The organism is Chryseobacterium sp. FR048 (assembly GCF_056844665.1).
The window spans coordinates 187777-213468 of sequence record NZ_JBXDSE010000007.1; the positions used below are offsets into that span (position 1 = coordinate 187777).

24 protein-coding genes, 7 tRNA genes and 1 other RNA gene are annotated in these 25692 nt (G+C 36.5%); 11 read left to right on the top strand and 21 right to left on the bottom strand.

Going from position 1 to position 25692, the window contains the following annotated elements; all coding sequences use genetic code 11:
* Positions 1–127 precede the first annotated feature (127 nt).
* The 13 genes from AC106K_RS19595 to rpsU form a co-directional block, all read right to left on the bottom strand.
* Positions 128–1492: a HAMP domain-containing sensor histidine kinase gene (locus AC106K_RS19595; RefSeq protein ID WP_482447152.1), complete on the bottom strand. Its 1365-nt coding sequence runs from the start codon at positions 1490–1492 to the stop codon at positions 128–130.
* Positions 1493–2173: a response regulator transcription factor gene (locus AC106K_RS19600; protein ID WP_482447154.1), complete on the bottom strand. Its 681-nt coding sequence runs from the start codon at positions 2171–2173 to the stop codon at positions 1493–1495. It abuts the gene before it with no gap.
* A gap of 291 nt (positions 2174–2464) precedes the next feature.
* Positions 2465–2926, bottom strand: a complete 462-nt coding sequence (locus AC106K_RS19605; protein ID WP_482447155.1) for a hypothetical protein — start codon at positions 2924–2926, stop codon at positions 2465–2467.
* Between the two features lie 149 nt (positions 2927–3075).
* A tRNA-Thr gene (locus tag AC106K_RS19610) sits at positions 3076–3147 on the bottom strand.
* A 41-nt stretch (positions 3148–3188) separates the two neighbouring features.
* Positions 3189–3261 (bottom strand) — tRNA-Gly (locus AC106K_RS19615).
* Between the two features lie 88 nt (positions 3262–3349).
* Positions 3350–3430: transfer RNA gene (locus tag AC106K_RS19620), tRNA-Tyr, on the bottom strand.
* 20 nt (positions 3431–3450) lie between these two features.
* Positions 3451–3524, bottom strand: a tRNA-Thr gene (locus tag AC106K_RS19625).
* Between the two features lie 86 nt (positions 3525–3610).
* A tRNA-Gly gene (locus AC106K_RS19630) sits at positions 3611–3686 on the bottom strand.
* An 88-nt stretch (positions 3687–3774) separates the two neighbouring features.
* Positions 3775–3855, bottom strand: a tRNA-Tyr gene (locus tag AC106K_RS19635).
* A gap of 18 nt (positions 3856–3873) precedes the next feature.
* Positions 3874–3947: transfer RNA gene (locus AC106K_RS19640), tRNA-Thr, on the bottom strand.
* A 109-nt stretch (positions 3948–4056) separates the two neighbouring features.
* Positions 4057–4347: an HPF/RaiA family ribosome-associated protein gene (locus tag AC106K_RS19645; RefSeq protein ID WP_185247212.1), complete on the bottom strand. Its 291-nt coding sequence runs from the start codon at positions 4345–4347 to the stop codon at positions 4057–4059.
* Positions 4344–5231, bottom strand: a complete 888-nt coding sequence (locus AC106K_RS19650) for a tyrosine-type recombinase/integrase (protein ID WP_482447299.1) — start codon at positions 5229–5231, stop codon at positions 4344–4346. The genes AC106K_RS19645 and AC106K_RS19650 overlap by 4 nt, the downstream gene beginning before the upstream one ends.
* A 77-nt stretch (positions 5232–5308) precedes the next feature.
* The gene (rpsU, locus tag AC106K_RS19655; RefSeq protein ID WP_047098587.1) at positions 5309–5506 is read right to left on the bottom strand and encodes a 30S ribosomal protein S21; all 198 of its coding nucleotides are present in this window, start codon (positions 5504–5506) and stop codon (positions 5309–5311) included.
* 269 nt (positions 5507–5775) lie between these two features.
* Here rpsU and ssrA point away from each other — a divergent pair.
* Positions 5776–6177: a transfer-messenger RNA gene (gene ssrA, locus AC106K_RS19660) on the top strand.
* A gap of 166 nt (positions 6178–6343) precedes the next feature.
* The gene (locus AC106K_RS19665; protein WP_482447156.1) at positions 6344–6811 is read left to right on the top strand and encodes a hypothetical protein; all 468 of its coding nucleotides are present in this window, start codon (positions 6344–6346) and stop codon (positions 6809–6811) included.
* A 439-nt stretch (positions 6812–7250) separates the two neighbouring features.
* Here the strand turns inward: AC106K_RS19665 and AC106K_RS19670 are convergent, their stop codons facing one another.
* The 3 genes from AC106K_RS19670 to catB all read right to left on the bottom strand — a co-directional run bounded on the left by AC106K_RS19670 (position 7251) and on the right by catB (position 10314).
* Complete coding sequence (locus AC106K_RS19670; protein WP_482447157.1) at positions 7251–8045, bottom strand: helix-turn-helix domain-containing protein; 795 nt, start codon at positions 8043–8045, stop codon at positions 7251–7253.
* Positions 8046–8112: 67 nt separating this feature from the next.
* Entirely contained in the window at positions 8113–9528 is a 1416-nt protein-coding gene (locus AC106K_RS19675; RefSeq protein ID WP_482447158.1) for an aldehyde dehydrogenase family protein, read from the bottom strand.
* A gap of 156 nt (positions 9529–9684) precedes the next feature.
* Entirely contained in the window at positions 9685–10314 is a 630-nt protein-coding gene (gene catB, locus AC106K_RS19680; RefSeq protein WP_482447159.1) for a type B chloramphenicol O-acetyltransferase, read from the bottom strand.
* A 392-nt stretch (positions 10315–10706) separates the two neighbouring features.
* Here catB and AC106K_RS19685 point away from each other — a divergent pair, with 392 nt between their 5' ends.
* Genes AC106K_RS19685 through pyk form a run of 5 tightly spaced genes read left to right on the top strand, consistent with a single transcriptional unit; the run spans position 10707 to position 14889 of the window.
* Positions 10707–10946 (top strand): acyl carrier protein, encoded by a 240-nt coding sequence (locus AC106K_RS19685; RefSeq protein ID WP_002976354.1) that lies wholly within the window; start codon positions 10707–10709, stop codon positions 10944–10946.
* A gap of 35 nt (positions 10947–10981) precedes the next feature.
* Complete coding sequence (gene fabF / locus AC106K_RS19690) at positions 10982–12226, top strand: beta-ketoacyl-ACP synthase II (protein ID WP_185286949.1); 1245 nt, start codon at positions 10982–10984, stop codon at positions 12224–12226.
* Positions 12227–12235: 9 nt separating this feature from the next.
* Positions 12236–13000 (top strand): ribonuclease III, encoded by a 765-nt coding sequence (rnc, locus tag AC106K_RS19695; protein ID WP_482447160.1) that lies wholly within the window; start codon positions 12236–12238, stop codon positions 12998–13000.
* Positions 12978–13451 (top strand): IPExxxVDY family protein, encoded by a 474-nt coding sequence (locus AC106K_RS19700; RefSeq protein ID WP_047096249.1) that lies wholly within the window; start codon positions 12978–12980, stop codon positions 13449–13451. Before rnc ends, AC106K_RS19700 begins: the two co-directional genes overlap by 23 nt.
* Entirely contained in the window at positions 13444–14889 is a 1446-nt protein-coding gene (gene pyk, locus AC106K_RS19705; protein ID WP_047096286.1) for a pyruvate kinase, read from the top strand. The genes AC106K_RS19700 and pyk overlap by 8 nt, the downstream gene beginning before the upstream one ends.
* Positions 14890–15036: 147 nt before the next feature.
* Here pyk and AC106K_RS19710 read toward each other — a convergent pair whose 3' ends face one another.
* The 5 genes from AC106K_RS19710 to hutI all read right to left on the bottom strand — a co-directional run bounded on the left by AC106K_RS19710 (position 15037) and on the right by hutI (position 22196).
* Positions 15037–16329 carry an aldehyde dehydrogenase family protein gene (locus AC106K_RS19710; protein WP_482447161.1) on the bottom strand — a complete coding sequence of 431 codons (1293 nt, stop codon included), beginning with the start codon at positions 16327–16329 and terminating at the stop codon, positions 15037–15039.
* Between the two features lie 137 nt (positions 16330–16466).
* Positions 16467–17390 carry a formimidoylglutamase gene (gene hutG / locus AC106K_RS19715; protein WP_185288556.1) on the bottom strand — a complete coding sequence of 308 codons (924 nt, stop codon included), beginning with the start codon at positions 17388–17390 and terminating at the stop codon, positions 16467–16469.
* A gap of 126 nt (positions 17391–17516) precedes the next feature.
* A complete protein-coding gene (locus AC106K_RS19720) occupies positions 17517–19529 on the bottom strand; it encodes a BCCT family transporter (RefSeq protein WP_482447162.1) in 2013 nt (670 codons plus the stop codon).
* Positions 19530–19884: 355 nt separating this feature from the next.
* The gene (locus AC106K_RS19725; RefSeq protein ID WP_482447163.1) at positions 19885–20949 is read right to left on the bottom strand and encodes a DUF695 domain-containing protein; all 1065 of its coding nucleotides are present in this window, start codon (positions 20947–20949) and stop codon (positions 19885–19887) included.
* A gap of 20 nt (positions 20950–20969) precedes the next feature.
* Complete coding sequence (gene hutI / locus AC106K_RS19730; RefSeq protein WP_482447164.1) at positions 20970–22196, bottom strand: imidazolonepropionase; 1227 nt, start codon at positions 22194–22196, stop codon at positions 20970–20972.
* Positions 22197–22446: 250 nt separating this feature from the next.
* Here hutI and ruvB point away from each other — a divergent pair, with 250 nt between their 5' ends.
* The 4 genes from ruvB to coaE are packed head-to-tail and all read left to right on the top strand — an operon-like array spanning position 22447 to position 25630.
* Positions 22447–23469 (top strand): Holliday junction branch migration DNA helicase RuvB, encoded by a 1023-nt coding sequence (gene ruvB, locus AC106K_RS19735; RefSeq protein ID WP_047096255.1) that lies wholly within the window; start codon positions 22447–22449, stop codon positions 23467–23469.
* A 30-nt stretch (positions 23470–23499) separates the two neighbouring features.
* Entirely contained in the window at positions 23500–24114 is a 615-nt protein-coding gene (locus AC106K_RS19740) for an FMN-binding negative transcriptional regulator (RefSeq protein WP_482447165.1), read from the top strand.
* Between the two features lie 13 nt (positions 24115–24127).
* Positions 24128–24994, top strand: a complete 867-nt coding sequence (locus tag AC106K_RS19745) for an MBL fold metallo-hydrolase (protein WP_047096257.1) — start codon at positions 24128–24130, stop codon at positions 24992–24994.
* Between the two features lie 9 nt (positions 24995–25003).
* On the top strand, positions 25004–25630 hold the full coding sequence (gene coaE, locus AC106K_RS19750) for a dephospho-CoA kinase (protein WP_482447166.1): 627 nt from the start codon (positions 25004–25006) through the stop codon (positions 25628–25630).
* Positions 25631–25692: the final 62 nt, after the last annotated feature.

Genomic DNA, 25692 nt, shown 5'->3' on the forward strand with positions numbered 1-25692 from the left:
TTCAATATGCTTTTTTTTAAAAAATACATTAAAATTATTCTCCATCTTTTGAATTCTTCGTCAAAATTTAATCAAAAGTTTAACTGAAAATGGTCATTATTTTTTGAGAATAACTTGTAGCGGAAATTTATTTTTTAAAAATAACGGTAAATTTATTCATGTAATCGGCAGGAGATGAGTAGATGATCTGAGCATCATGATATTCAAGAATCCGTTTGGCAATTCTGAGTCCAAGTCCGGAACCTGATATATTCTGGGCATTATTTCCTCTCGTAAACGCTTCGAACAGCCTGGCCTGCTCTTCTTCAGAAATGGTATCTCCATGGGAAATCACTTCAACACTGAGGTTATCATTCGTTTCTGTGATCAATACTTTTACTTCGGTAATATCTGAGTAAATGGCAGCATTCTTAAAAAGGTTAATGAAAACAATAATTAGTAGGGATGGAATTCCTTTTATAGTCAGGAAAGCATTTTCAGAGGTTTCTTCTGTAATCAGAAAGTCAAGCTTAAGATCAGGGTAACTTTTTTCAACCGCTTCAAAGGCTTCAAAAATAGCTTCATCAATTCTTACTTCCTCATAAATACTCTGAATATTCTCTTTGTCGAATTTGGTAAGCAGCAGCAATGAATTGGTAAGGTCAGACAACTGATAAATATCCCGCTGTATCTGCTGCAGAGATGAAAGGGTCTTCGGGGAATGTTCTTCAAACTTAATAAGATTCTCCAGCTGAAATGCCATTCTTGTAATGGGCGTTCTGATCTCATGTGAAGCACTGGCTGTAAAATCTTTTTGTGACTGGAAAACATCATTCAGCCTTGCAATCATCGTATTAAAAGATTTAGCCAGTACACTGACTTCATCATTGGACTGCTGAACCGGAATCTGTGTGGTAAGCTTATGGGCTGTAACTTCCGATATTTCCTGATTCAGATCTTCTAAAGGCCGCAGGAATTTTTCCACAAAATAATAACTGAAAAATCCGATAAGAAGTGTACTCATCGCATAAGCGGTAATCAAAAGATATTTAAGGTAGCCCAGTTTTGATTTTCCATTGGTATCAAAAGCACTGGTAAGGATATAATAGTTCTCCCCATTGATATTTCTGAGTGCTGCATAAATTTCCGGAACTGTTTTCTCTGTATAAATAATCTTCTTCTTATCCAGTTCTTTCAGCATCGCACTATCCCAGGTCACATTTCGATCTTTTATGGTACTATAGATAAGCTCCTTCTGCTCGTTGAAGATCAGGATTTTCTCATTCAATAAGATATTATCTGAATTTTCATTGAAAAAAACCGGAGCTTCTTCTTCAAAGTCTTTGGATTTGGAGATGAAGTGAGTCGTAAATTCAAGTCTTTGTCTGAATCTTTCTTTGAACTCGTCCCTTCTGAAATCATTAAAAGATAAATAAATAACCGCCATCACCATTCCAAAAAGTAATGAAAAGGCGATACTGATCGTTAAAGCTATCTTTCTTTTTAAAGACATTTATAATGGGCTTAAGTAATATCCGAAACCGGAACGGGTATGGATCAGCTTTATTTTAAAATCCTTATCAATCTTTTTTCTCAGAAAGTTGATGTAAACTTCCACCGTATTGGTATTGGTATTAAAATTATGTTCCCATACATGTTCTGTAATCTGCTGCTTGGATACGGTTCTTCCCTGTGCTTCGGCAAGATATACCAACAACTGAAATTCCTTTAAGGTAAGGGTTATTTCATTTCCCCCACGGTATACCTTCTGCTCGGTTTTGTTGATAATAAGGTCATCTATTCTGATAATGTCCTGATCAGAGGTATCGGAAGATGTTTTTCTTCTTAAAAGAGAGTTGATTCTCAAAAGAAGCTCTTCAAACTGAAAAGGTTTTACCAGGTAATCATCCGCAAGACGGGTAAAGGCGTCTTTTTTGTCGGAAATATCTCCGTAGGCAGAGATCATGATGATCGGGGTATTTTTATCAAAAGAACGGATGGTCTGGCAAACATCCAGTCCGTTTATTTTGGGAACATTAATATCCAGCAAATACAGATCGTAGGTATTATTTTTAATCTGACGGAGAAAAGTTTCTCCATCATATATTTTATCACAGGTAAAGTGATTGGATTCTAAAAACCTGCAAAGCTCTGCTGAAAGAATAAGATCGTCTTCTAATAAAAGAATATTCATCAAAAATTTATTTTACACGAATTTAACGAAAATTTTTAGGATTGTGATTCTAAAGGTCAAGTAAAAACATTTTTAAAGTAAAAGGGATAAAACCGGAAATAGATTCTATAAGTTTTGGCTAAAGCCAATGGAAGGTTTTTATTTTTTTTAAACGGACTAAAGTCCGTTTCTATTGAATATTGATATGCGCCCTATTTTTATTTATATGTTGTCCGTTGTATATCTTGCTTAAAATTTGAACAAAAAAAATTCCCGAATTTCTTCGGGAAGCAAGGAATCAAAATCAGATTCTTATTTTTTACCAAAAAGTTTATCCAGTTGCTTTTTTGTAAAAGATTGAGTCATTCCGGTTACTCCAGCTTTATTCGTATGATAAATAGTTGCTGTAGTAATTCCCAATGCTTTTTCAAACTTTATACTAAGAAGATCTTCAGGAAGCTTAAGAACAACATCCTCTTTTGGCGGGTTCTCTAATCCTTTCGCTATTGTTTTATATAAAAACTCATAGGCTCCGTCTTTATCAGCAAAGGAAAATTGTTTAATGTCAGTAATTTTTGTGAATTTATAATCCCTGTAGGCAAACTCATACACATCTCCGGGGCATTTTTTCATTTCACCCATAAATACTCCTAATGGGCTCACTTTTCCTATAGTTTCACATTTAAGACTTTTAGCTACATCGCTTACATCAGTAATCTGAGCGAATGTTACAGAGGAAGCAGCGATTCCCAATAGTAAAATAATTTTTTTCATCTTTTTTAGTTCAATGATTAATAGATTTTATAAGCTTTAAAAAGCCTCGCAAAGATAATGATTATCGGAAAAATTTTAAAAGTAAAACAGAAATGAAATATTAGAATTTGAGCAAAAAAAAATCCCGAAGGAAATTCGGGAAAATCGAGAGCCAACTACGGGACTTGAACCCGTGACCTCTTCCTTACCAAGGAAGCACTCTACCGCTGAGCTAAGTCGGCACTAACTAAAAAAATCACACTAAGGAGCGTGATTTTCTTTGAGCGGAAGACGGGGGTCGAACCCGCGACATTCAGCTTGGAAGGCTGACGCTCTACCAACTGAGCTACTTCCGCAATTTTGTTTCCAAAACTATTGGTAAACGCTGTGCAAAACTAAGAAATTTTCTTTAATCCTGCAAGTTTTTTTTTCTAATATAAAATGTGGGGAGAGCAGGATTCGAACCTACGAAGCCGAAGCAACTGAGTTACAGTCAGTCCCATTTAGCCACTCTGGAATCTCCCCAGATATTTTATATTAAATTGAGCCTCCAGAGGGATTCGAACCCACGACCCCGAGATTACAAATCACGTGCTCTGGCCAACTGAGCTATGGAGGCATTTAATATTTTAGCCTGAAACTGATCGAGAAACTCTACTCTACACATTTCAGTGTTAAAAAAATTACTTTTTGACGGTAATTTTATGGAGCGGAAGACGGGGGTCGAACCCGCGACATTCAGCTTGGAAGGCTGACGCTCTACCAACTGAGCTACTTCCGCGATTTTGTTTACAAAACCATTGGTAAACGCTGTGCAAAACTAAGAAAACTTATTTAATCCTGCAAGTTTTTTTTATAAAAATATAAAGTGGGGAGAGCAGGATTCGAACCTACGAAGCCGAAGCAACTGAGTTACAGTCAGTCCCATTTAGCCACTCTGGAATCTCCCCAAAAGTTTATATTTTATGAGCCTCCAGAGGGATTCGAACCCACGACCCCGAGATTACAAATCACGTGCTCTGGCCAACTGAGCTATGGAGGCAAATATAAAAAAGAATTCAAAAGATCGCTGTTCCTTTTTTGCGAGTGCAAATATAGAACGGATTTTTTGAATTCTCAAATTTTTTATGAACTTTTTTTAACTTTTTTTTCTATGCCATTTCTTTTTTCTTGATTAATAGCTTTTTAGCAGTATCAACACAAAGGTCCAGACTTTCTTCAAAACTGGCTGAAGTCTTCTTTACTACGATATCGTCTCCCGGAACCGCCAAAATAATCTCGGCTGTTTTATTAGCTTTATCAGCATTATTTTCTACTTTCAAGAATACCTTACACTCCTGAATTTTGTCATAGAAGGTATCTAATTTGCTTACTTTTTTGTCGATGTGTGATTCTAGTGGTTCGTGTGGAGTTAAACCAATTGATTGAACTGTGATCTTCATAATTCTTCTTTTTTTGATGCTCGAGGATGAGCCTGATTAAACACTTTTTTCAATTGTTCAATATTAGCATTCGTATAGACTTGAGTACTGGCAAGACTGGAATGCCCTAATATTTTTTTTACTTTGGAGATCTCCGCCCCATTATCCAATACGTGAGTAGCAAAGCTGTGCCGTAGGATATGAGGACTTTTTTTTTCTTTTGTTGTTATAAGACTAAGGTACTTATTAACTACCACATAAACAAATTTTTCGTTGAGTTTTTTCCCTTTCTTATTGACAAAAAAATGGGATTGATATTCTGTCTGTGGATTTCTTATTTCCAGATAACTCTTAAGGAGTTCAGACAAATCTTCGGAAATGGGAACTACTCTTTGTTTATTCCCTTTTCCCATGATTTTTAATTCGTTTCCATTTAGATCAACATGTTCAAATACCAGGCCACAAAGTTCTGCTTTACGCATGCCGGTTTGATAAAGCACTTCTATAATAGATTTCTCCAATAGATCATAGGTATGCTCAAGAACCCGGTCACTAAGATCTGTCATTTCCTCTTTAGACATAGGGATCTGTTTTTCAGCATAAAACTTCAGGGACGAAATACCTTCTGTAGGAGAAACTTTTATTTCGCCAATTTTTAAAAGAAATAGATAAAAACTTCTAAGGGAGGATAATTTCCTGTTGATACTTCTTTTTGAAATATTATTTTCGCTTAGTTCAACGATGAAATTTCGGATTATTTTCTTGTCAGCCTTGGTTACGTCTTCAGAAGATTCTGTTCTGAGATAGAAATGGAGAAAGTCTTCAAGGTCTTTTTTGTAGCTTGTAATGGTATGAGGAGAATATCTTTTTTCGAACTGCAGATATTCTAAAAACTTTTCCAGCATCATGGGTATAAAAATAAAAATTCACTCCTCAAATATAAGAATTTAAGAAGTGAATTAATATATGGTTAAGAAAAATCTTAAGCCTGCTCTTCCTTGCTAAGTGCTCTTTGTTTGTAAGCAGCTTTTAACTTAGATTGTCTCAAAGTTACAGAAGGCTTGATAAAAGCTTGTCTAGCTCTTAATTGACGAACAGTACCTGTTTTATCAAATTTTCTCTTGTATTTTTTTAAAGCTCTGTCGATGGATTCACCATCTTTTACTGGAATTATTAACATATTTTACATCTCATTTTGGATTGCAAAACTAGACATTTTTTATGACAACACAAAATATATTGCAATAAACAATCACTACTGCATCTTAAGCCACTTGGAAAACCACGTATTTAAGGCAGTTAACAGGTAATAATATTTTTATCCACAATGACTGAATATTCCATACTTACAGCTTAAAGTTTTATTATTTCAACATCAATTTCTATTAAAACCACCTGTATTAATGAAATGTAAACAAAAAGCACTATCTTTGCATTCACTTTACTCATGGGGTTGACTGGTTTCGACAGCAAGGTCAATGGGTAAGTAAGCATGCAGAGAACCGTAGCGCGATCTCTATAATCCCTTGCTACAAAATTTTAACTGGCAACGAAGAGTTCGCTCTTGCAGCTTAATATCGAAGTATAGTAGATCAAGCGTTTTCCCGAAGATTTCAGTAGGGAAGCAAGATATTCCACAAATGCTCTGTTCTGCGGCGTTTGATCCTGGGATATAGGAATGCGGAAATAAGGTTTCAGAAGCTTCGGCTGAAATTCGAAAAACTCAGAAGATAAGCTGGAAGTTGGGTGTCTATCCTCTGCCTCCAGTCGAAAACCAATGGTAGAATAAGCATGTAGAAAGCTTATGTATTGCTTGTTTGGACGAGGGTTCGAATCCCTCCAACTCCACAAAAAAACCACTTATTTTTTAAGTGGTTTTTTGATTTCTAAGAAATCACTCACTGTCATCATCTAAGATTCAAAATACGTTTATCAGTAAATTCATATATTTACATCAATATTTATTGACAAAGTGAACATTAAATCATTTTAATAAATAAAACTAATACTATATTTTATGAAAACAACAAAAAACATTTTATTAATCCCCATTCTGGCATTATCATTTTTAACATTAAATTGTTCAGGAAACGATGACAATTTACCTCCTAATAATCAAGAAAAAGAAACTCTACCACCACCACCAGCTACTCATTTTAATCCACCAGCCTGGATACAAGGCGTATGGCACTGGAAACAAACCAGCAGCGCCCCTGTTCAACGTATAGAATTCACACAAAATGACATTATCCTACCTAACAACGTAAGTTACAACAACTTAATAAACCAATCAAAAACTACAACTTTGGTAATAGCAATTGAAAAAGAAGGATCCTCAAGCACTATGTATTATTATACGGAAACCCGCAGACCAACTACTGGAACTATGTATAGCGCTGAAGAATTTAGAGTCAAAAAAATAAATGACACACTAATGGTAAGATACCCGGATTTCTCTCCTGCTATTTATTACACAAAAGAATAGACCACTTTAAGAATTAATATCTATCATATGTTATCAAAAAAATGAGGCTACCACTAAGGTAACCTCCTTTTTTTTAACATCATCCTACAAAGATGTTTTAATGCTTAACCAGTTATTAATATAAACGGCTAATACTATTTAAAGGAAACCTCTTATATCCTCATCCTTTAAACTTCCTTTTCATCTCATACTTATCTATATCAATATGCAACAGATAAATTTACGACTACTGCATGGTTGAAACATTGAAAAAAAACAAGACTTTTTAATAAATGATAATATGCTAAAAACTTAATAAATCACAAGGTAAACTACTGAATACAACTCTAAGCCTCCAACTCCACTAAAAAAGAGAATCTATTATTTACAGATTCTCTTTTTTTATTTCTACTCTACAAACTATGATAAGATTTCAGAAATAGTCGTTGAAATTCACTCTTTACAATGACAATTTACTAGGTGACAATCCAAATTGTTTTTTAAAGGTAAAAGAGAAATGGGATAAATCTTCAAATCCGAGATCAAGATAAATGTCTGAAGCCTTCTTCCCTTTTTCCAAAAGATAGCGGGCTTCCTGAAGTCTCCTTTGAAGCAGCCACTTCCCCGGTGCTATTCCGAATATTTTCTCAAAATCTCTTTTAAATGAAGCTAAACTCCTTCCTGTAAGATAAGCAAACCTGTCAAGTTTTACATTAAAATGATAGTTCTTCTGCATAAACTCCTCAAGATTGATTTTATAAGGATCAGCACTATCGTATAAAATGTTTTTTAATGATTCATCATATCCAAACAAAAGCAATAAAGCTTCCTTTTGTTTTAATAAAGCCAACTCAGGAGATTTATTCTCAAGGAGATCCTTGTATTGCAGTAAAGATTCCATAAAATATTTTAAATGCGGAACCTGTGACAAATCGGTAAAAACAGGAGATTTTACTTTTTCAGGAACAACAAAATACTCTTCTTCACTCATCTGTTTAAGCATTTCATCATCAAACCTGATCGATAAAGATTTAAATTCGGTTTCTTCTCCCGGTTTTTTCAGGTATTTTAATAGTTGATTTTTTCTGACAAGATACACATCCCCACTGCGGAATACTTTCCTCAACTCTCCGTCATTAAGCTCCATTTCTCCCGAAATTACCATAGACAATGCATTATAAGAAACAAACTGTTCCCCTTCACGGAACACCGTAAAGTAGCATGAATAATTGATATAGTCTAAATTTTCTGACATCTTTATGATACTATTAATACAGTCAGGTAAAAAATAATTTCTACCTGACTGTTAAATATAATGATTTTTATACTAAAATGGATTTTGGTTCCAGATATTCCTCTAAGCCATACACTCCAAATTCTCTTCCTATTCCCGATTGTTTAAAGCCTCCAAAAGGAGCTAACGGATCATGCTTAAAACCATTGACACAAACTCTTCCGGCTTCTATCTGTGAAGCAACATTCAACGCACGTTTTTCATTTGAAGAAGAAACATAGGCGGCTAATCCATAAGTTGTATCATTGGCAATAGCAATCGCCTCTTCTTCATTTTCATAAGGAATGATCGAAAGAACGGGACCGAAAATCTCTTCCTGTGCAATTCTCATCTCATTCTGTACATTGGTAAAAATAGTCGCTTTAACGAAGTTTCCATTTTCCAGACCTTCCGGCTTTCCGATACCGCCTGCCAACAATTCAGCGCCTTCTTCTACTCCGATCTGGATATAGCTTTGTACCCGCTCATATTGTTTTTCTGAAACCATTGGTCCCACATTCGTATTTTCATCTTCAGGATTCCCTACCCTGACCTGTTGAGCGACCTCTTTTGCAATAGCATTCACTTCCTCCAGTTTTGAATGGGGAACCAATAAACGTGTGGGAGCAATGCAAGCCTGGCCACTATTCATATAAGCTCCAAACACAGCCTGAGGAATCACCTGATTCAAATCGGCATCATCAAGAATGATATTAGGAGATTTACCACCCAGCTCCAATGTCACTCTCTTCATGGAATCTACCGCTCCTTTTGCTATCATTTTCCCGGTCTGTGTGGAACCTGTAAATGATATTTTAGCAACATCAGGATTATTAACAATTTCATTTCCTACAACGCTTCCCAATCCATTTAATACATTAAAAATCCCCTTCGGAAGTTCTGCACTATGGAAACACTCCATAATAACCTGTGTCTGCAATGCACTCATCTCACTAGGCTTCACTACAACTGTACACCCTGCAGCAACGGCAGTCGCAAATTTGCTACAGATAAAACTATTACTGGAATTCCAGGGGGTAATAATTCCTACCACTCCTACAGGAGTCATTTGTACCTGAGTATTTCCCACTTTCCTGTTAAATTCAAAATGATGCAGGACCTCTATCATGCTATCGAAACCACTCACCATATTTTGAAAACTCATTGTACAAAACTGTCTTGTTCCTCCATATTCCAGGATCATGGTTTCAATAAGATCTTTTTCCCGACTTTCGACAGCTTTTTTCACTTTCTTAAGAATAGCGATTCGTTCTTCTATTGTTGTTTTTGAAAATGTTTTAAACGCTTCTTTGGCAGCAGCAATTGCTTTTTGGGTATCTGCCTCATTTCCCAATACCACTTCTCCAATTTTCTGATGATTTGAAGGATTAATAAGATCAAAAACTTCTGTTCCTGCCAATGGGGCAAATTCTCCATTAATGTAGGCCTTGTCTATACTTTTCATATGTAATTATTTTAATTTTACATGACAAAGTTCCGATAATCCCCTACTTATTACTTTGCTGAAAAGCTCAATCTAACTTTGTTAAAAAGCTCAAAAAAGTTGGAAAAGAAATTTATTGATAAAAAATAAAAAAGTCCCAAAACGAGACTTTCTCAATTAGCGTATCTTTTGGTAATATTCATATAATGCCTCAATATCTGCAGAGCACAGTATGGAAACGGCATCTTTCAGGATACTTTCATCCCACTCCCACCATTTCATTTCGAGCAAAAGTTCTATATGATGATCACTGAATCTTTTTTTAATTGTTTTTGCAGGATTTCCGCCAACAATTGTGTAGGGCTCAACATCTCTGGTAATCAGAGCCCGGCTTCCGATGACCGCTCCATCTCCTATTTGGATCCCAGGCATGATCATCGCTTCAGTGCCAATCCATACATCATTTCCTATGATGGTGTCACCCGCCGGCTGGAAAGCATCAATGCTATTCTGGAAACATTCTACCTCAGACATATAGAAAAAGGGGAAACATGAAATCCAGTCATGTCGATGACCCTGATTGCCACACATGATAAAACTCGCTCCGGTACCTATAGAACAGTAAGAGCCGATCACCAACCTGTCGACATCGTTCCTGTCAGGGATCAGATAACGGGCACAGTCATCAAAGGAATGCCCATGGTAATATCCGGAATAATAGGAATATTTACCTGCAATAATATTAGGATTCTGAATATGGTCTTTTATGATTTTGCCTTTAAAAGGACTTTCAAAGAAATTTTTCATTTTTTAGCTTTTAAAATATAACAATAGAGATAAGGGAACAGCTATAAGCTATTCTTAAGAAAAAAAAGATTTGTTAATTCAAAAAAGCTAACGTGTTAATTTCATGACAAACAAATATAGTTAAAATCACATTGTTTTTCAGTTCATTTCTACTCAAATAAGATAAAATACGACCTGATTTCAAAATATTCGGGGAACAAAACTGATCAACTTATCAGAAATTGAAATTCAATCTCTTATATCCTTATAAATATAAACACCTGAAAACTAAAACACTAAAGTATCAAGTTCTAAAATGAGAGCTTCCCATCCACAAAAAAGACTAAAAAAATGTTTTATCGTAAAGAATTTTATATATTTGCACCATCTAACAATTAAAAAAATAATTTACTATGTCAGACATTGCATCAAGAGTAAAAGCTATCATCGCTGATAAGCTTGACGTTGAAGAAACAGAAGTAACTCCTGAAGCTAGCTTCACTAACGATTTAGGAGCTGACTCACTAGATACAGTTGAGTTAATCATGGAATTTGAAAAAGAATTTAACATTCAAATCCCTGATGATCAAGCTGAAAAAATTACTACTGTAGGACACGCTATCGCTTACATCGAAGAAGTAGTAAATAAATAATATTCTTCAACAAAAAAAGAAATTAAACAAAGTTTATGGAATTAAAAAGAGTAGTTGTAACCGGATTTGGAGCAATAACGCCAATAGGAAATAATGCAAAAGAATACTGGGAAAATCTTGTGAAAGGTGAGAGCGGAGCCGCTCCGATTACTCTTTTTGATGCCACAAACTTTAAAACAAAGTTCGCTTGTGAAGTGAAAAATTTCGATCCGTTACAGCATTTCGATAAGAAAGAGGCTAAAAAAATGGACCGAAATACTCAATTGGGACTTGTTGCAGCCAGAGAGGCAGTAACACATTCCGGCATTATTGAAGATAATGTAGATAAAAACAGAGTAGGTGTAATTTGGGGCTCCGGAATCGGAGGTCTGGAAACATTTGAAACGGAAGTATTAGGATGGGCCAACACGGAAATTCCTAGATTCAACCCTTTCTTTATTCCTAAAATGATTGCAGATATGACTCCTGGTCAGATCTCAATTGAATATGGTTTCCACGGACCGAATTATACAACTGTATCTGCATGTGCTTCTTCAGCCAATGCAATAATTGATTCCAAGATGCTGATCCAACTAGGAAAAGCTGACGTGATTGTGTGCGGAGGCTCTGAAGCAGCCGTTACAGCAAGTGGTGTCGGTGGATTCAATGCAATGATGGCACTTTCTACAAGAAATGATGATCCGAAAACAGCTTCAAGACCTTTTGACAAAGACAGAGACGGATTTGTACTAGGTGAAGGTGCAGGATGTATCATCCTTGAAGAATACGAGCACGCCGTAAAACGTGGTGCTACAATTTATGCAGAATTATTAGGAGGTGGTATGAGTGCAGATGCATATCATATGACGGCTCCGCATCCTGAAGGTCTTGGGGCTTATCTGGTAATGAAAAACTGTTTGGACGATGCAGGCTTAACTGCTGATGAAGTAGACCATATCAACATGCATGGTACCTCTACTCCATTAGGAGACATTGCAGAATCCAACGCAATTTCGAAGTTATTGGGCGAGCACGCTTATGATATTCAGATCAATTCTACAAAATCAATGACGGGTCACCTTTTAGGAGCGGCAGGTGTTATTGAAGCTATCGCTGCGTTGGGAACTATTATTCATGGTACTGTTCCTCCTACCATCAACCATTTTACTGATGATGAAAAGATTGACAGCAGACTAAACTTTACGTTTAATACCGCTGTGAAGAAAGATGTAAAAGTAGCCATGAGCAATACTTTTGGATTTGGCGGGCATAACGCTTGCGTTCTATTTAAGAAAATCTAAATTCAATGAATGGAGTTACAGAAATACTTTTCTAAATTCCTTCTCAAAAAAAGAAAAAGACAACTAACGGAGAGAGATTATTTTCTCAGTACCGAGCTCAGTAAAGTGCTAGGTACCGAGGTGCAAAATATTGCTCTTTACCGCGAAGCTTTTTCTTTGAAAAATTCTTCTAAAAATCAAGACAGCAATTACGAAAGACTTGAATTTTTGGGAGATTCTGTTTTGGGTACAATTATTTCTTGTCATTTGTTTCAGACGTATCCTCAGGCTAATGAGGGCTATCTGACCCAGATGAAATCTAAGATTGTTAATAGGAAAAACCTTAATAAATTAGGAGAAGACCTCAAGCTTACCAGCCTTTTGCAAAAGCAAAACAATTCATCAGCTTTGGGGGAGAATATCTCCGGAAATTTATTTGAAGCCTTGATCGGTGCCGTTTATTTAGACTTCCATTATGATGCCTGTAAAAAGATCATTCTAGAAAAATTGCTGACGCCTTCTGAAATCAATAAGCTTGAAAACAAAATTGTAAGCTATAAAGGTCTCCTTCTAGAATGGAGCCAAAAGAAGAAGGTCAATATCAAGTATGAAACCTGCGAAGAGATACAGGTCAACAAATCTGTAGTATTCAGATGCCATGTATGGCTGGGAGAAGAAAAGATTGCCAACGCAACAGAGACTTCCAAGAAGAAAGCAGAGGAAAAGGCAGCACAGAGGGCATTTTATATTTTAAATAAAAAAGAAAATATACTTGGAAATTCAAAAACTTTATGATCTGGATGATATAGAATTTGAAGATATTGCCATAGGATTGGTAAGATTAGCAAAAGATATACCCGCTCATGAGTTTTTCTACAAAATCAATCAAACAAACAACCTCAGCTTTTCAAGAAAGAAAGATCTGGTCTTTCATGGGGCGTATTATGATTATTTTTTTCCAAGATTTGAGGCCTACCACAAGTATTCCAAGACCTGTTTTACCTTTATTTCCAACAAATCTTCTGAAAGTAAGCAAAAAAAAGTTCAGACCGAACTTTTTACAGAAGAAGAAAATATTAAGTTTTTATTAAATAATCAGGTAGATGTAGAATATATTTTGCATAGTTCGGAACAGTTTCCTGATTTTTCCGTAATTTTGCTCCCTGAAAATCTTGTGTTTCCAATTCAAGATTACACACTGAGTTCTGATGAAGAACTTTATCAAATTATCCAGTATTATGAATAAGTATTTAAAGAAGACAAAAATTATCGCAACACTAGGGCCTGCTTCATCGTCGAAGGAGGTAATGTTAGATCTGATGAAAGCGGGTGTTGATATTTTCAGAATAAATTTTTCCCATGCAGATTACGACTTAGTTCGAAAAAATATTGAAATAATTAGAGAACTCAACAGTGAGTACGGTTATTCAGTGGGTATTTTAGGGGACCTTCAGGGACCTAAACTAAGGGTAGGTGTTGTAAAAGAAGGTTCTTATCTGAACCCGGGAGATGTTCTTACTTTCACCAATGAAAAGATGGAAGGTGACTCTACCAAGGTTTATATGACGTACCAACAGTTTCCACAAGACGTAAAAGTAGGGGAAAGAATCCTTATTGATGACGGTAAACTGGTATTAGAAGTTACTGAAACCAATGAGGTAGATACAGTAAAGGCTAAAACGATTCAAGGGGGACCTCTGAGCTCTAAAAAAGGTGTAAACCTACCTAATACACAGGTATCTCTTCCTGCATTGACAGAAAAGGATATTCAGGATGCTAATTTCATGCTTGACATGGAGGTAGACTGGATTGCTCTTTCTTTTGTACGTCATGCTCAAGACATCATTGACCTGAAAGAATTAATTGCAAAACATCCGAACGGTAAATTCAAAACTCCGATCATTGCGAAGATTGAAAAACCTGAAGGGGTTAAAAATATTGAAGAAATCCTATTGGAATGTGACGGACTGATGGTTGCCCGTGGTGACCTTGGTGTAGAAGTTCCGATGGAAGAAGTTCCTGCGATCCAGAAAAACCTGGTAGAAAAAGCAAGGTTCTACTCTAAGCCTGTAATTATCGCGACTCAAATGATGGAAACGATGATCAACAGCTTAACGCCTACAAGAGCTGAAGTAAATGACGTTGCAAACTCTGTATTGGATGGAGCTGACGCGGTAATGCTTTCAGGAGAAACTTCTGTAGGTAGATACCCGGTACAGGTAGTAGAAAACATGGCTAAAATTGTGAAAAACATTGAAACCACTCATTTCTACCAACACAAGAACGAACCGATTGAAAAGGACTATAACTGCATCGATGAGCGATTCATCACGAACAGGGTATGTCTTGCAGCAGTAAGAATTGCTAAAACAACCAACGTTTCTGCGATCGTTACCCTTACGCATTCAGGATATACGGCTTTCCAGCTTGCAGCACACAGACCAAATTCTCACATCATCGTATACAGTGGCAACAGAAGAGTAATTACCATGCTGAACCTTCTTTGGGGTGTTCACGCTTACTACTATGATATGAAGAAATCTACTGACGAAACGATCATCCAGGTAAATATGTTAACGCATAACTACGGTTATATCGAAACAGGAGATTTCGTTATCAACATCAATGCTACGCCGTCATATGAAGGTGGTAAGACCAATACGTTGAGATTGACTACTGTTTAAGAGGCGAAAAGGCAAAAATGTAAAATCGTAAAATTGTAAAATCGTGGAATCGTGAAATTGCAAAAAAGCTGATTACGTTTTTCAAAACATAAAAAACTCCCGGAAATTAATTTCCGGGAGTTTTTATTTATATTGTAATGACAGCTTTTAATTACCTACAATGGTCTTTGCTGTTACAAACTCTTTTAAAGCCAATAATGAGAGCTCTGTCCCATATCCTGAAGCCTTTGATCCTCCAAATGGGAAACGTGGGTCAGAACTGGTCATTCTGTTGATATTAACCGTACCTGACTCAAGGTTTTCGATAAAGAATAGCTGGCGGTCCTTATCTTTAGTCCAAACTGAATTGGAAAGTCCGAAAGGAATATCATTGGCAATCTGCAATGCTTCTTCAGCATCTTTTGCAATCATCACCATACCAAGAGGCCCGAAAAGTTCTTCTTTTAAAATAGGGTTACCTTCCTGAACCCTGATTAAGCCGGGCTTAAATTCATTTTCTGAAATTCTTTCTAAAGGAATGATGATCTCAGCCCCATTTTCTAATGCTCTTTTGAATTGAGCTTCCAATTCGTCGGCCAGATCCGGTCTTGCCATTCCTGCCAACTTGGTTTCTTTATTGAAAGGGTCTCCAATTTCGTATTTCTTGTATTCTTCGATGAATAGAGGTAAAAATTGGTATTCAATTTTTTCATCAAGGATAAATCTTTTGGCCGCCGTGCAAGTTTGTCCGCAGTTTTGAAGCCTTGATTTTGCTCCCGCTTTGGCAGCAGCTTCCAGGTCTCCATCCTCAAAAATGATAAAAGCATCACTTCCTCCTAATTCAAGTAAAGATTTTTTGATATTTAAACCAGCGATTGAAGCCACTTCTCCACCTGCTTTTCCACTTCCTGTAAGACTTACTCCTTTTACCGCATCATGTTCAAGAATTTCTTTTACGGCTTTATGCCCTACTTCAAGGTTTTGGAAAATCCCTTCAGGGAAACCTGCTTCCAGAAGAACTTCTTCTATCGCATTTCCACTTCCGAAACAAATTGAAGCATGCTTCAGAACCACTGTATTTCCCGCTAATATTGCAGGAACAGCAAATCTTAATACCTGCCAGAAAGGAAAATTCCAGGGCATTACTCCAAGAATGACTCCTTTGGGAGCGTAATGAACTTCAGAATATGCAAATTCAGATTCCACTTTTTCAGGTTGTAAAATATTCTCAGCATCAGCATAATAATTCATCATCAGAGCACATTTCTCTACCTCAGCAATGGATTCTGAAATGGGTTTATTCATTTCTGTAGTAATGATCCTTCCAAACTTCTCTGAATTATTTTTTAAAATTTCTGCTGCTTTTGCAATTAACTTCTGCCTTTCCTCAAACGGCACTTTTCTCCACACTGAAAACGCTTTATCTGCTTTTATAAGCTTGCTTTCAATTAATTGTTCCATAATATAATTTCTGTTTTAAATTCAGCTAATGAATTTATGAGCGCTTTTGTTTTAAAAGCACGGTGAAATCAGCAAATTTCATTCCTTAAGGATCAATAAAATAATGATTTTCTCTATCGGAAGAATATAACTTTATCTTAAATCATTAGCCATTCATTCACCAGACATGCTGCGAGTCTTGCCGTCCTGTCCTGAATATCGAAAGACGGGTTAACCTCAGCTACATCCAGTGCAACCGTTTTTTTGTTTTTCAAAATATGCCTGTAAAAATGCATAAAGGTTGAATCTGCAAAGATACCATTATATGCGGAAGCGGAAACCCCCGGAGCGATAGAAGCATTAAAAACATCCATACAAATGGTAAGATAGACGAAATCTACAGTCTCCAGCAGGTCATCAATACGTTGATATATGGAAGGAAGATTTTCAAAAAACAGTTCGTCAGCCAGGATATATTTCATCCCATATTGATGGGCGGTATCAAAAAGTTTTAAAGTATTGGAGTTTCTTTGAATCCCGATGTGCAGAGAATGGATGGGACCTTCCTGTGCAATCTGCCAGAATCCTGTTCCTGAGCTTGGCCCTACTCCTTTTTCCGGCTGTCTGTTATCAAAATGGGCATCGATATTGATAATCCCGATTTTCTGTTCCGGAAAGGCTGTCTTAACGCCTAAATAATGAGCATAGGTTACTTCATGACCACCGCCTAAAACAAGAGATTTCCCACCTTTTAAAAGAACTTTTGAAACATTCTTGGCCAGATTATTCTGTGTATTTTCCAGATTACCGTCTTCACAGGTAATATTTCCAAAATCCAGCATTGAAAAATCGGGAATGATTACCGGAAAATTAGACATATTCTTCCTGATGATGTCCGGAGCATCTTTTGCTCCCTGACGGCCTCTGTTTCTTCTTACGCCTTCGTCCACGGCAAAACCATGCAATACGAAGTCGTTCGTTGAAATATTGTCGTAATTGTGTTCTTCTTTTACTCTCTGAAATAGTCTGTGGAAAAGGAGCTCTTCTCCATCCAATCTACCCTGCCAAATATTTTGAAACATAATTCTTTAAAATTCAATTTTAGTCACATCATTATATCCATGTAAAGCTAACTAATATTGTTTAGATAAAAAAGCTCCTTTCACACATTATGCAAAGAATTCATGATAAGAACAACGGCTCTGTTCTTATTCTTTATTCTCGTTGGCATTGCTGCTGATAAACATCTCATTCCGTTCTTCAGAAATAATTTCCAGAAACCGTTCGTAATGTTTCAGTACATCAGAGATCAGCTCATTTTTTGTAAAATACTGCACATCATACCCTTCTCTCCCATCACCGAAATAAGATCTTGGATAATGGGTTTTATTATCATCCAGATCCGGAAGGTTCTCTTCATTAATGATGTATTCGGAAACCGTTTTTGCCTGATTTCTGATACCGTAAACAAAATTGTTGACAACTCCCTGATGAATTTCTATTTCTATTCTGACAGGATTTTCATGCTGATTTATTTTTGCTTCTATTCCATTGGCTGCAAATTCCTGCTGAAGGTCTGTAAATGCTTCTTTGGCTTTTATCTGAATAAAATGATCTACCGAAGAATTATCTTTAAAGGAAACAATATTTTTTAAACGTTCCTTCCAGAATTCACCGGACCATGGGACTGTGGAAGCAGAGAAGTTTCTTTCGTAGTATTTCTGATCAATACTCAGCCCTTTCATCAGACTTACCATAAATAAAATAATGATGACCGAAAACGGTAAAGCTGTGATCAGGGTCATGCTCTGAAGTGCTTTTAATCCTCCTGCATTCAAAAGAAGAAGGGATAAAACAGCCAGTAAAACACCCCAGAATACAATCTGCCATTTCGGAGATTTATTGGCATTCTTGGTTGCAATACTGTTCATTACAAATATTCCTGAATCTGCTGACGTCACAAAAAAGATAATGATGATAAGAATAACAAAGAAACCGGTAAAAGATGAAAAAGGCATATATTCTAAAAACCTGAACATCAAAGCATCGGGATCTGAAGCAAATTTACTTAGTTGCCCATCCGCAATATTCAGATCAAACCATATGGCACTGTTTCCAAATACGGACATCCAAATGAAATTGAAAAGTGTAGGTAAGATTAAAACCGCAAGAATAAATTCCCTGATTGTACGTCCTTTGGAAATTTTTGCAATGAATAAGCCTACATAAGGTGACCAGGAAATCCACCATGCCCAATACAGAATCGTCCAGTCATAGAACCATGGCAATGCATTTTTCTCATAAACATGGGTATTGAACGTAAGATTGAAAAAATTATTGATATAATTTCCCAGTCCTTCCGTAAAGCTTCCGATCAGATAAACTGTTGGCCCCAATACCAATACAAAAAGAAGAAGCACTATCACACTTACTACATTGATATTGCTTAATATTTTAACACCCTTCCCTACTCCGGAAATTGCGGAAATAACCGATATGGAAACAAGACATACTACAATGATGATCTGGTAGATAAAGCTGTTTTCAGGAGTAATGTGTAAAATATTCAATCCGGAACTGATCTGTACCACTCCAAATCCCAGTGTGGTAGTGATCCCGAAGAATGTACAGCAAAGTGCAAAAACATCAATAGCATTCCCCCATCGGCCGTTTATTTTATTTTTTAATAATGGATAAAAACAGCTGCGTAATGAAAGCGGTAATCTGTAACGGTAAGCAAAATAGGATAATGAGAGTCCTACAACTCCATAAATAGCCCATGCATGGATACCCCAGTGAAAAAAGGTATATAGCTGTGCCTGTTTTGCTCTGCTTACATAATGATTATCTGCAAAAACTTCGGAAGAATAGTGCTGCATGGGCTCTGCTACACTGAAATAGATAAGCCCGATTCCCATTCCTGCAGCAAACAACATTGAAATCCATGAAAAGAATGAATATTCCGGTTTACTGTCATTAGCTCCCAGCTTAATATTGGCATATTTACTGAAAAGCAGGTATACCAGGAAAATAACAAATAAGGTTACGGACCATACATATACCCAGTTTAAGTTGACAAATATGAATTGTTTGATTTCGTTTAGGATATTCTCCGTCGGTTTTGGATACACCGCTGAAAGAAAACAGGTACCTATAATAAATATCAAACTCGGAATAGTGACCCCTTTGTTAAAAGTAGATCTAACATTTTGAAAATTCATTTTTTATATTTTCGAATTTATAGTATTGACAAGTCTTCCTGGTACGGGATATAGCTGTAAAAAAAGTACTGAGAAATAAGAAAATATCCAGGTTTTCCGGGATCTCCGGTGCACTTAAGAACTATTGAAAATGCGCTATTTATCTAAAAATCAACGCTAATTGCACCGCAAGATAAGAAAACTTATAGAGAAAATGAAAAAAATGAGAGACTTTATGATTTTGCCACTCTTCTATTCACGTGTATTTTTGGAAATATTTTACTTCAAAAAAGGAAGTAGGTTTCCTGCAGATTACATGGATATTAGTCATTAATAAAAATGTGGATAAGAACAAACTTATCCACATTTTCTATTTTTAAACTGCGTTATTATAATATTTAAAATATTGCCAGTATTTATCTTTAAAGATTCTGAACGAAGTGTTGTATTCAGGCGTATTATCTTTTATGGTTTTAAAAACTTTAGAGATCTCTCTGAAGTCTTTACCTGCAAAGTAACTTTCCTTGATATTATCTGCTGTTTCACGGCCTATATACAAATAGCCTTTTTCTTTCAGATCTTCAATAGCTTTATCTTCAATCTCGCCTAGTTTTTCAAAATCTTCTTTTTCAGGAAGTCCATCATTATTGTCTCCGTTATAATGAAATTTCAGTACTGAAATCCATGGATAGGAAGCCTTTGCATCATAATTCAGCAGCGGAAGGTTCATACAGGCGATAAGAGGTTTTTCATCACCCAGAGTTGCTCTGAGAATAGAAAACTGTTCGTCCACCTCTTCTCTCTTTACACTTTTATATTTTTCTGTAAATTCTCTTTCCCGCCACGAAAGGAAATCTTTCAACTTCTCAATAGGAACAAGTTCTTTTTGAGTCTGCTCTCTTCCTACAACAATAAAGGTATCAATCTGTGTGGCAAAATTCAATTCTCCTAAAAAGCTATCTAAGAAAATACAGATTCCTGTAGTGACAGCATCTTTATTGTCAACATTACCATCGTATACAAACACCAGATCAATCTCATCAGGATACTCTTCCTGTTCGTTGGAATAGAAAAAAATATTCTCTTTTGTAAATTGGTATTCACCCATGGTAACATTTACATTTTCTATATCCTGGGCCGGTTTCAAAGCGGTAAATTTCCAATGATCCAATTGAGGAGCTGCTGCAATAAGTTCTTCAATGAAAACTACATTCCTGACCTCTCCATCTGCGGTAAGAATTAATTCTGCCGTGGAATCATCACTCATCCCGGTTAGAAAATAATACCCTTCATTAATCTCATTAAGTTTAGGCGCAATGCTATCGAAAAAATCTTTTTCTATCGATTCCTGACCACCTTTTTGAACAATGGAATAGAAATCTTTCTCCTTTGTTAAAAACCAATCCCAAAAACCATTATAGTCAAACTGATACCCTTCCATTTTGATAAAGCTTTTATATTTTAATTAGCCTGTTGTCCATCAATATAAACATGTTCAGCTTTAAGGCTTCCCTGATTATAAAGAATATTCTGGAAATTATTGGTTTTAAAGGTCACAAAGTCTGCTTTTTTACCTGCTTCCAGGATTCCTCTGTCTTCCAGATTAAGCGCATAGGCTGCACGGAATGTCATCCCGGCCAATACCTCAGCAGTTGTCAGCTTTTGGAATGTGGCTAAAATAGAAGCTTGGGTAATTAAGTTCCCCATAGGCGCAGATCCCGGATTCCAGTCACTTGCTATGGCTACGATTGCTCCAGCATCCAATAATTTTCTTGCCGGAGTAAATTTTTCCCCTAAACCTAAACTTGCTCCCGGAAGTGCTGTAGCTACCGTATCAGATTGGGCCAGGAAGTCAATATCTTCGTCAATAGTTGCCTCTAAATGGTCTGCCGATTTGGCTCCCACTTCTACTGCTATTCTTGAACTTCCGGGTGTAAACTGGTCAGCATGGACCGTAATTTCAAAACCTAAATCTTTAGTTTTAATTAAGAAATCTTTGCTCTCTTCAGGCTGGAAGGCCGATTTCTCAATAAATATATCTACACGCTTGGCTAAATCTTCTTCTTTTACTTTAGGTAAGATCTCGGTAAGAATATATTCCAAATATTCAGGATTGCTTCCTTCAAAGTCTCTTGGCTTCAAATGAGCAGAAAGGCAAGTAGGCACTAAAGTAGCTTTTGCAGACTCCTGTGCTTTTTTGATGATACGAAGCATTTTCAGTTCGTTTTCCACATCCAGCCCATAACCGCTTTTTACTTCAATGGTTGTAATCCCCAGATCCACAAGAAACTTGATTCTTTCCAACAAGGTTTTCAACAATTCTTCTTCTGAAGCATTTCTTGTATGCTGTACGGAACTCCAGATACCACCGCCACTTTCAGCAATTTCCAGATAGGTTTTCCCTGCATTACGCATCGCAAAATCATTCGCTCTGTTTCCCCCGAAACAGATATGAGTATGGGAGTCTACGAAAGCGGGAATCACTACCTGCTCTCCTTCAATTTTTTCGATTTCTATACCTGGATTTTCTGATCTTAATGCATCAAAATTTCCAATTTTCTGAATGACATTCTGGTCTACTACAATTCCTCCATCAACAATAATTTCCAGTTGTTCATCAGAAAGTTTTCCTCTTAATGGTAAGTTGGCAAGCGTTACAACCTGCTTAAATGGCCCTATTAATTTCATTTATTTAGGTTAAAGGTTAAAAAATGAACTGTTTATTTCCATATCCTGTTTTAAAATCCAAACGGGATGAAGTTTACAATTCATCCATAATTATTCTTCTCAAAAATACTTAAAATATCTCAATATATTAAATCCTAAGTGCCTCGTGATCCTATCTGCCTATATCTTTTCTGTAGTTTCAGTCCTTTTCTCAATCTACCTTTTAACCTTAGTCTAAATTTCCTATCTTTGAGGTAAATGAAATGAATTAATGCCAGATTTTTTACATCCAGATAAAGAAAACTACTCACGAGAGGAGCTGATGCAGGAAGAACAGATCCGTCCCCAAAGTTTTAAAGATTTTGCGGGCCAAAGAAAAACGCTGGAAAATCTTGAGGTTTTTGTTACTGCTGCCAAAAGGCGTGGCGGTGCATTGGATCATGTCCTGTTACATGGTCCTCCCGGACTTGGAAAGACAACTTTAGCCAATATCATTGCCAATGAACTTGGAGTAAACTGTAAGATCACTTCCGGCCCTGTATTGGATAAACCTGGAAGTTTAGCAGGATTATTGACCAATCTGGAAGAAAATGATGTTCTTTTTATTGATGAGATTCATCGTCTTTCTCCTGTTGTAGAAGAATATTTGTATTCTGCAATGGAAGATTACAAAATTGATATTATGCTGGAAACAGGTCCCAATGCAAGAAGTGTACAGATCGGGCTGAACCCTTTCACACTGGTTGGAGCCACTACCAGAAGCGGTATGCTTACCAAGCCAATGCTTGCCAGGTTCGGAATTCAAAGCAGACTGGAGTATTACTCTATTGAGCTTCTATCAATGATCATTCAGAGAAGTGCCAGAGTATTGGGCGTTGCTATTTATGAAGATGCTGCCATAGAAATTGCAAGAAGAAGCCGGGGAACTCCGAGAATTGCCAATGCACTATTGAGAAGGGTAAGAGATTTTGCTGAGATCAAAGGGAATGGCGAAATTGAAATCAAGATCACTAAATATGCATTAGACTCCCTGAATGTAGATGAATTCGGGCTTGATGAAATGGACAATAAGATCATGCGGGTAATGATCGAAAACTTTAAGGGAAAGCCTGTCGGTATTTCTGCATTAGCAACTTCCATTGGTGAAAACCCTGAAACATTGGAGGAAGTGTATGAACCGTTTCTGATTCAGGAAGGATTTATCATCAGAACTCCAAGAGGAAGAGAAGTTACCGATAAGGCCTATCAGCATTTAAGTATTTCAAGACCTAAAAACCCGGGAGAACTTTTTTAGTATAAAAATTTAATGATAGATAATTAACTGATGTTTGTTCCTAAATTATATCGAAGTGAAGATCTGAATCTGATGAAAACCATCATCAGTGAAAATTCTTTTGCTTTACTCATTTCTTCTGTGGATAAAATCCGTGCAACTCATGCCATGTTTATGCTGAATGAAAATGATCCGGAAAATGTTTATCTTGAAACTCATATTTCGAAAGTAAATCCTCAGGCAAAAACATTAAAAAACGGTGATGAGGTATTGTGTGATTTTTTAGGCGCTCATGCCTATATTTCAAGCAGCTGGTACGATCACATCAATGTTTCTACATGGAACTATGAGGCGGTACAGATCTATGGTAAAGTAGAACTGATGAATCATGATGAACTGTATGCCCACTTGGAGACTTTAACCTCAAAATATGAAAAGTTTCAGCAGTGTCCGATGATGGTGAAAGATATGGGAAAGGAGTTTGTGGAAAAAGAAATGAAAGGAGCTTTCGGAATTAAAATAATACCTTCTGAAATATTTATCAAACAGAAGCTTTCTCAGAACAGAAAAGAACATGATTTTCATAACATCATCTCACATCTTGAGAAATCAACTGATGATAATGCTAAAAAGGTGGCTGAGAAAATGAAATTAATAAAGAAATAATCAAAATATACATATGAAGCTATATCCAATACAATGTGGAAAATTTAAACTGGACGGCGGTGCCATGTTCGGAGTCGTCCCAAAGAGTCTGTGGGAAAAAACAAACCCGGCAGACGAAAAAAATCTGATCGAATTAGGAACCCGTTCTCTGCTTATTGAAGACGGAAAAAAACTGATCCTGGTAGATTGCGGACTGGGCAATAAACAGGATGATAAGTTTTTCGGGCACTACTCTCTTTGGGGAGATGATAATCTTGATAAAAATTTAAAGAAATATGGTTTTGTAAAGGAAGATATTACCGATGTATTCCTTACCCACCTTCATTTTGACCACTGCGGTGGTGCCATTGAATGGAATGATGACCGAACCGGATACAGACCGGCATTCAAAAATGCTCATTTCTGGACCAACGAAAATCATTGGAAATGGGCAACAGAGCCTAATGCAAGAGAAAAGGCAAGTTTTCTTAAAGAGAATATTATGCCTATGCAGGAAAGCGGCCAATTGAACTACTTACCTCTTCCTACAACAGGAAATTATGGTTTTGCTCCTGATCTGAAGATGGATGTTATCTTTGTAGACGGACATACTGAAAAGCAAATGCTTCCTGTCATCCAATATCAGGAGAAAACGGTTGTTTTTGCTGCAGATCTTATTCCTACTGCAGGACACATCAATCAGGTGTATGTAATGGGCTATGATACAAGACCTCTTTTAACATTGGAGGAGAAAGGTAAATTTCTTAAACAATGTATTGATAATGAATATCTATTGTTCTTTGAACATGATGCTCACCACGAGCTGGCAAGTCTTAAAATGACCGAGAAAGGGGTAAGACTTGATGAGACGTTTAGTTTTAATGATGTTTTTGGATATTAATTTTGGAATATGGAAGAATTACATTCAGAAGCGCAACAGACAGAGCCGCCCGCACCCAAGATCATTGGTTTAACAGGAGGAATTGGTTCAGGCAAAACGACAGTAGCCCATTTTATTGAAGAATTTGGTTTTCCTGTTTATTATTCGGATGACAGAGCAAAGGCTATTGTCAATGAAAGTGAAGATCTTAAAATAAAAATCAAAGCATTACTGGGAGAAGAGTCTTATGATGAAAACGGCCTTTATGACAGAAAATTTGTCGCAGGAAAGGTTTTCAGCAATAAAGATCTTCTTCAGCAGTTAAATGAAATCATCCATCCGGCTGTGCGAATAGATTTTGAAGATTGGGTAAAGAAACAAACCAAGTATCTGGTCTTTAAGGAAACGGCATTATTGTTTGAATTAAAACTCAACAGACAATGTTACAAATCTCTATTGGTAACCGCTGAGGACAACATCAGAATCAAAAGAGTGATGGACAGAGACCATAAAACTTACCGTGAGGTGGAAGCTGTAATGGAGAAACAAATGTCTGAGAAGGATAAAATCAAAATAGCAGATTGCATCATCTACAACAATACCAATCTGGAAGAATTAAAAGAACAGACAGAAAAAGTCATCTTTGCTATTGAATAAATAAAAAACTCGTTAGAAGTATTTCTAACGAGTTTTTTTATGCACATTTTTCTCTATCAGAA

Excerpts from the sequence above, each read along its gene's own strand:
- AC106K_RS19595 (WP_482447152.1), bottom strand. The coding sequence starts at position 1,492 with ATGTCTTTAAAAAGAAAGATAGCTTTAACGATCAGTATCGCCTTTTCA.
- AC106K_RS19600 (WP_482447154.1), bottom strand. The coding sequence starts at position 2,173 with ATGAATATTCTTTTATTAGAAGACGATCTTATTCTTTCAGCAGAGCTT.
- AC106K_RS19605 (WP_482447155.1), bottom strand. The coding sequence starts at position 2,926 with ATGAAAAAAATTATTTTACTATTGGGAATCGCTGCTTCCTCTGTAACA.
- AC106K_RS19645 (WP_185247212.1), bottom strand. The coding sequence starts at position 4,347 with ATGAAGATCACAGTTCAATCAATTGGTTTAACTCCACACGAACCACTA.
- AC106K_RS19650 (WP_482447299.1), bottom strand. The coding sequence starts at position 5,231 with ATGCTGGAAAAGTTTTTAGAATATCTGCAGTTCGAAAAAAGATATTCT.
- rpsU (WP_047098587.1), bottom strand. The coding sequence starts at position 5,506 with ATGTTAATAATTCCAGTAAAAGATGGTGAATCCATCGACAGAGCTTTA.
- AC106K_RS19665 (WP_482447156.1), top strand. The coding sequence starts at position 6,344 with ATGAAAACAACAAAAAACATTTTATTAATCCCCATTCTGGCATTATCA.
- AC106K_RS19670 (WP_482447157.1), bottom strand. The coding sequence starts at position 8,045 with ATGTCAGAAAATTTAGACTATATCAATTATTCATGCTACTTTACGGTG.
- AC106K_RS19675 (WP_482447158.1), bottom strand. The coding sequence starts at position 9,528 with ATGAAAAGTATAGACAAGGCCTACATTAATGGAGAATTTGCCCCATTG.
- catB (WP_482447159.1), bottom strand. The coding sequence starts at position 10,314 with ATGAAAAATTTCTTTGAAAGTCCTTTTAAAGGCAAAATCATAAAAGAC.
- AC106K_RS19685 (WP_002976354.1), top strand. The coding sequence starts at position 10,707 with ATGTCAGACATTGCATCAAGAGTAAAAGCTATCATCGCTGATAAGCTT.
- fabF (WP_185286949.1), top strand. The coding sequence starts at position 10,982 with ATGGAATTAAAAAGAGTAGTTGTAACCGGATTTGGAGCAATAACGCCA.
- rnc (WP_482447160.1), top strand. The coding sequence starts at position 12,236 with ATGGAGTTACAGAAATACTTTTCTAAATTCCTTCTCAAAAAAAGAAAA.
- pyk (WP_047096286.1), top strand. The coding sequence starts at position 13,444 with ATGAATAAGTATTTAAAGAAGACAAAAATTATCGCAACACTAGGGCCT.
- AC106K_RS19710 (WP_482447161.1), bottom strand. The coding sequence starts at position 16,329 with ATGGAACAATTAATTGAAAGCAAGCTTATAAAAGCAGATAAAGCGTTT.
- hutG (WP_185288556.1), bottom strand. The coding sequence starts at position 17,390 with ATGTTTCAAAATATTTGGCAGGGTAGATTGGATGGAGAAGAGCTCCTT.
- AC106K_RS19720 (WP_482447162.1), bottom strand. The coding sequence starts at position 19,529 with ATGAATTTTCAAAATGTTAGATCTACTTTTAACAAAGGGGTCACTATT.
- AC106K_RS19725 (WP_482447163.1), bottom strand. The coding sequence starts at position 20,949 with ATGGAAGGGTATCAGTTTGACTATAATGGTTTTTGGGATTGGTTTTTA.
- hutI (WP_482447164.1), bottom strand. The coding sequence starts at position 22,196 with ATGAAATTAATAGGGCCATTTAAGCAGGTTGTAACGCTTGCCAACTTA.
- ruvB (WP_047096255.1), top strand. The coding sequence starts at position 22,447 with ATGCCAGATTTTTTACATCCAGATAAAGAAAACTACTCACGAGAGGAG.
- AC106K_RS19740 (WP_482447165.1), top strand. The coding sequence starts at position 23,500 with ATGTTTGTTCCTAAATTATATCGAAGTGAAGATCTGAATCTGATGAAA.
- AC106K_RS19745 (WP_047096257.1), top strand. The coding sequence starts at position 24,128 with ATGAAGCTATATCCAATACAATGTGGAAAATTTAAACTGGACGGCGGT.
- coaE (WP_482447166.1), top strand. The coding sequence starts at position 25,004 with ATGGAAGAATTACATTCAGAAGCGCAACAGACAGAGCCGCCCGCACCC.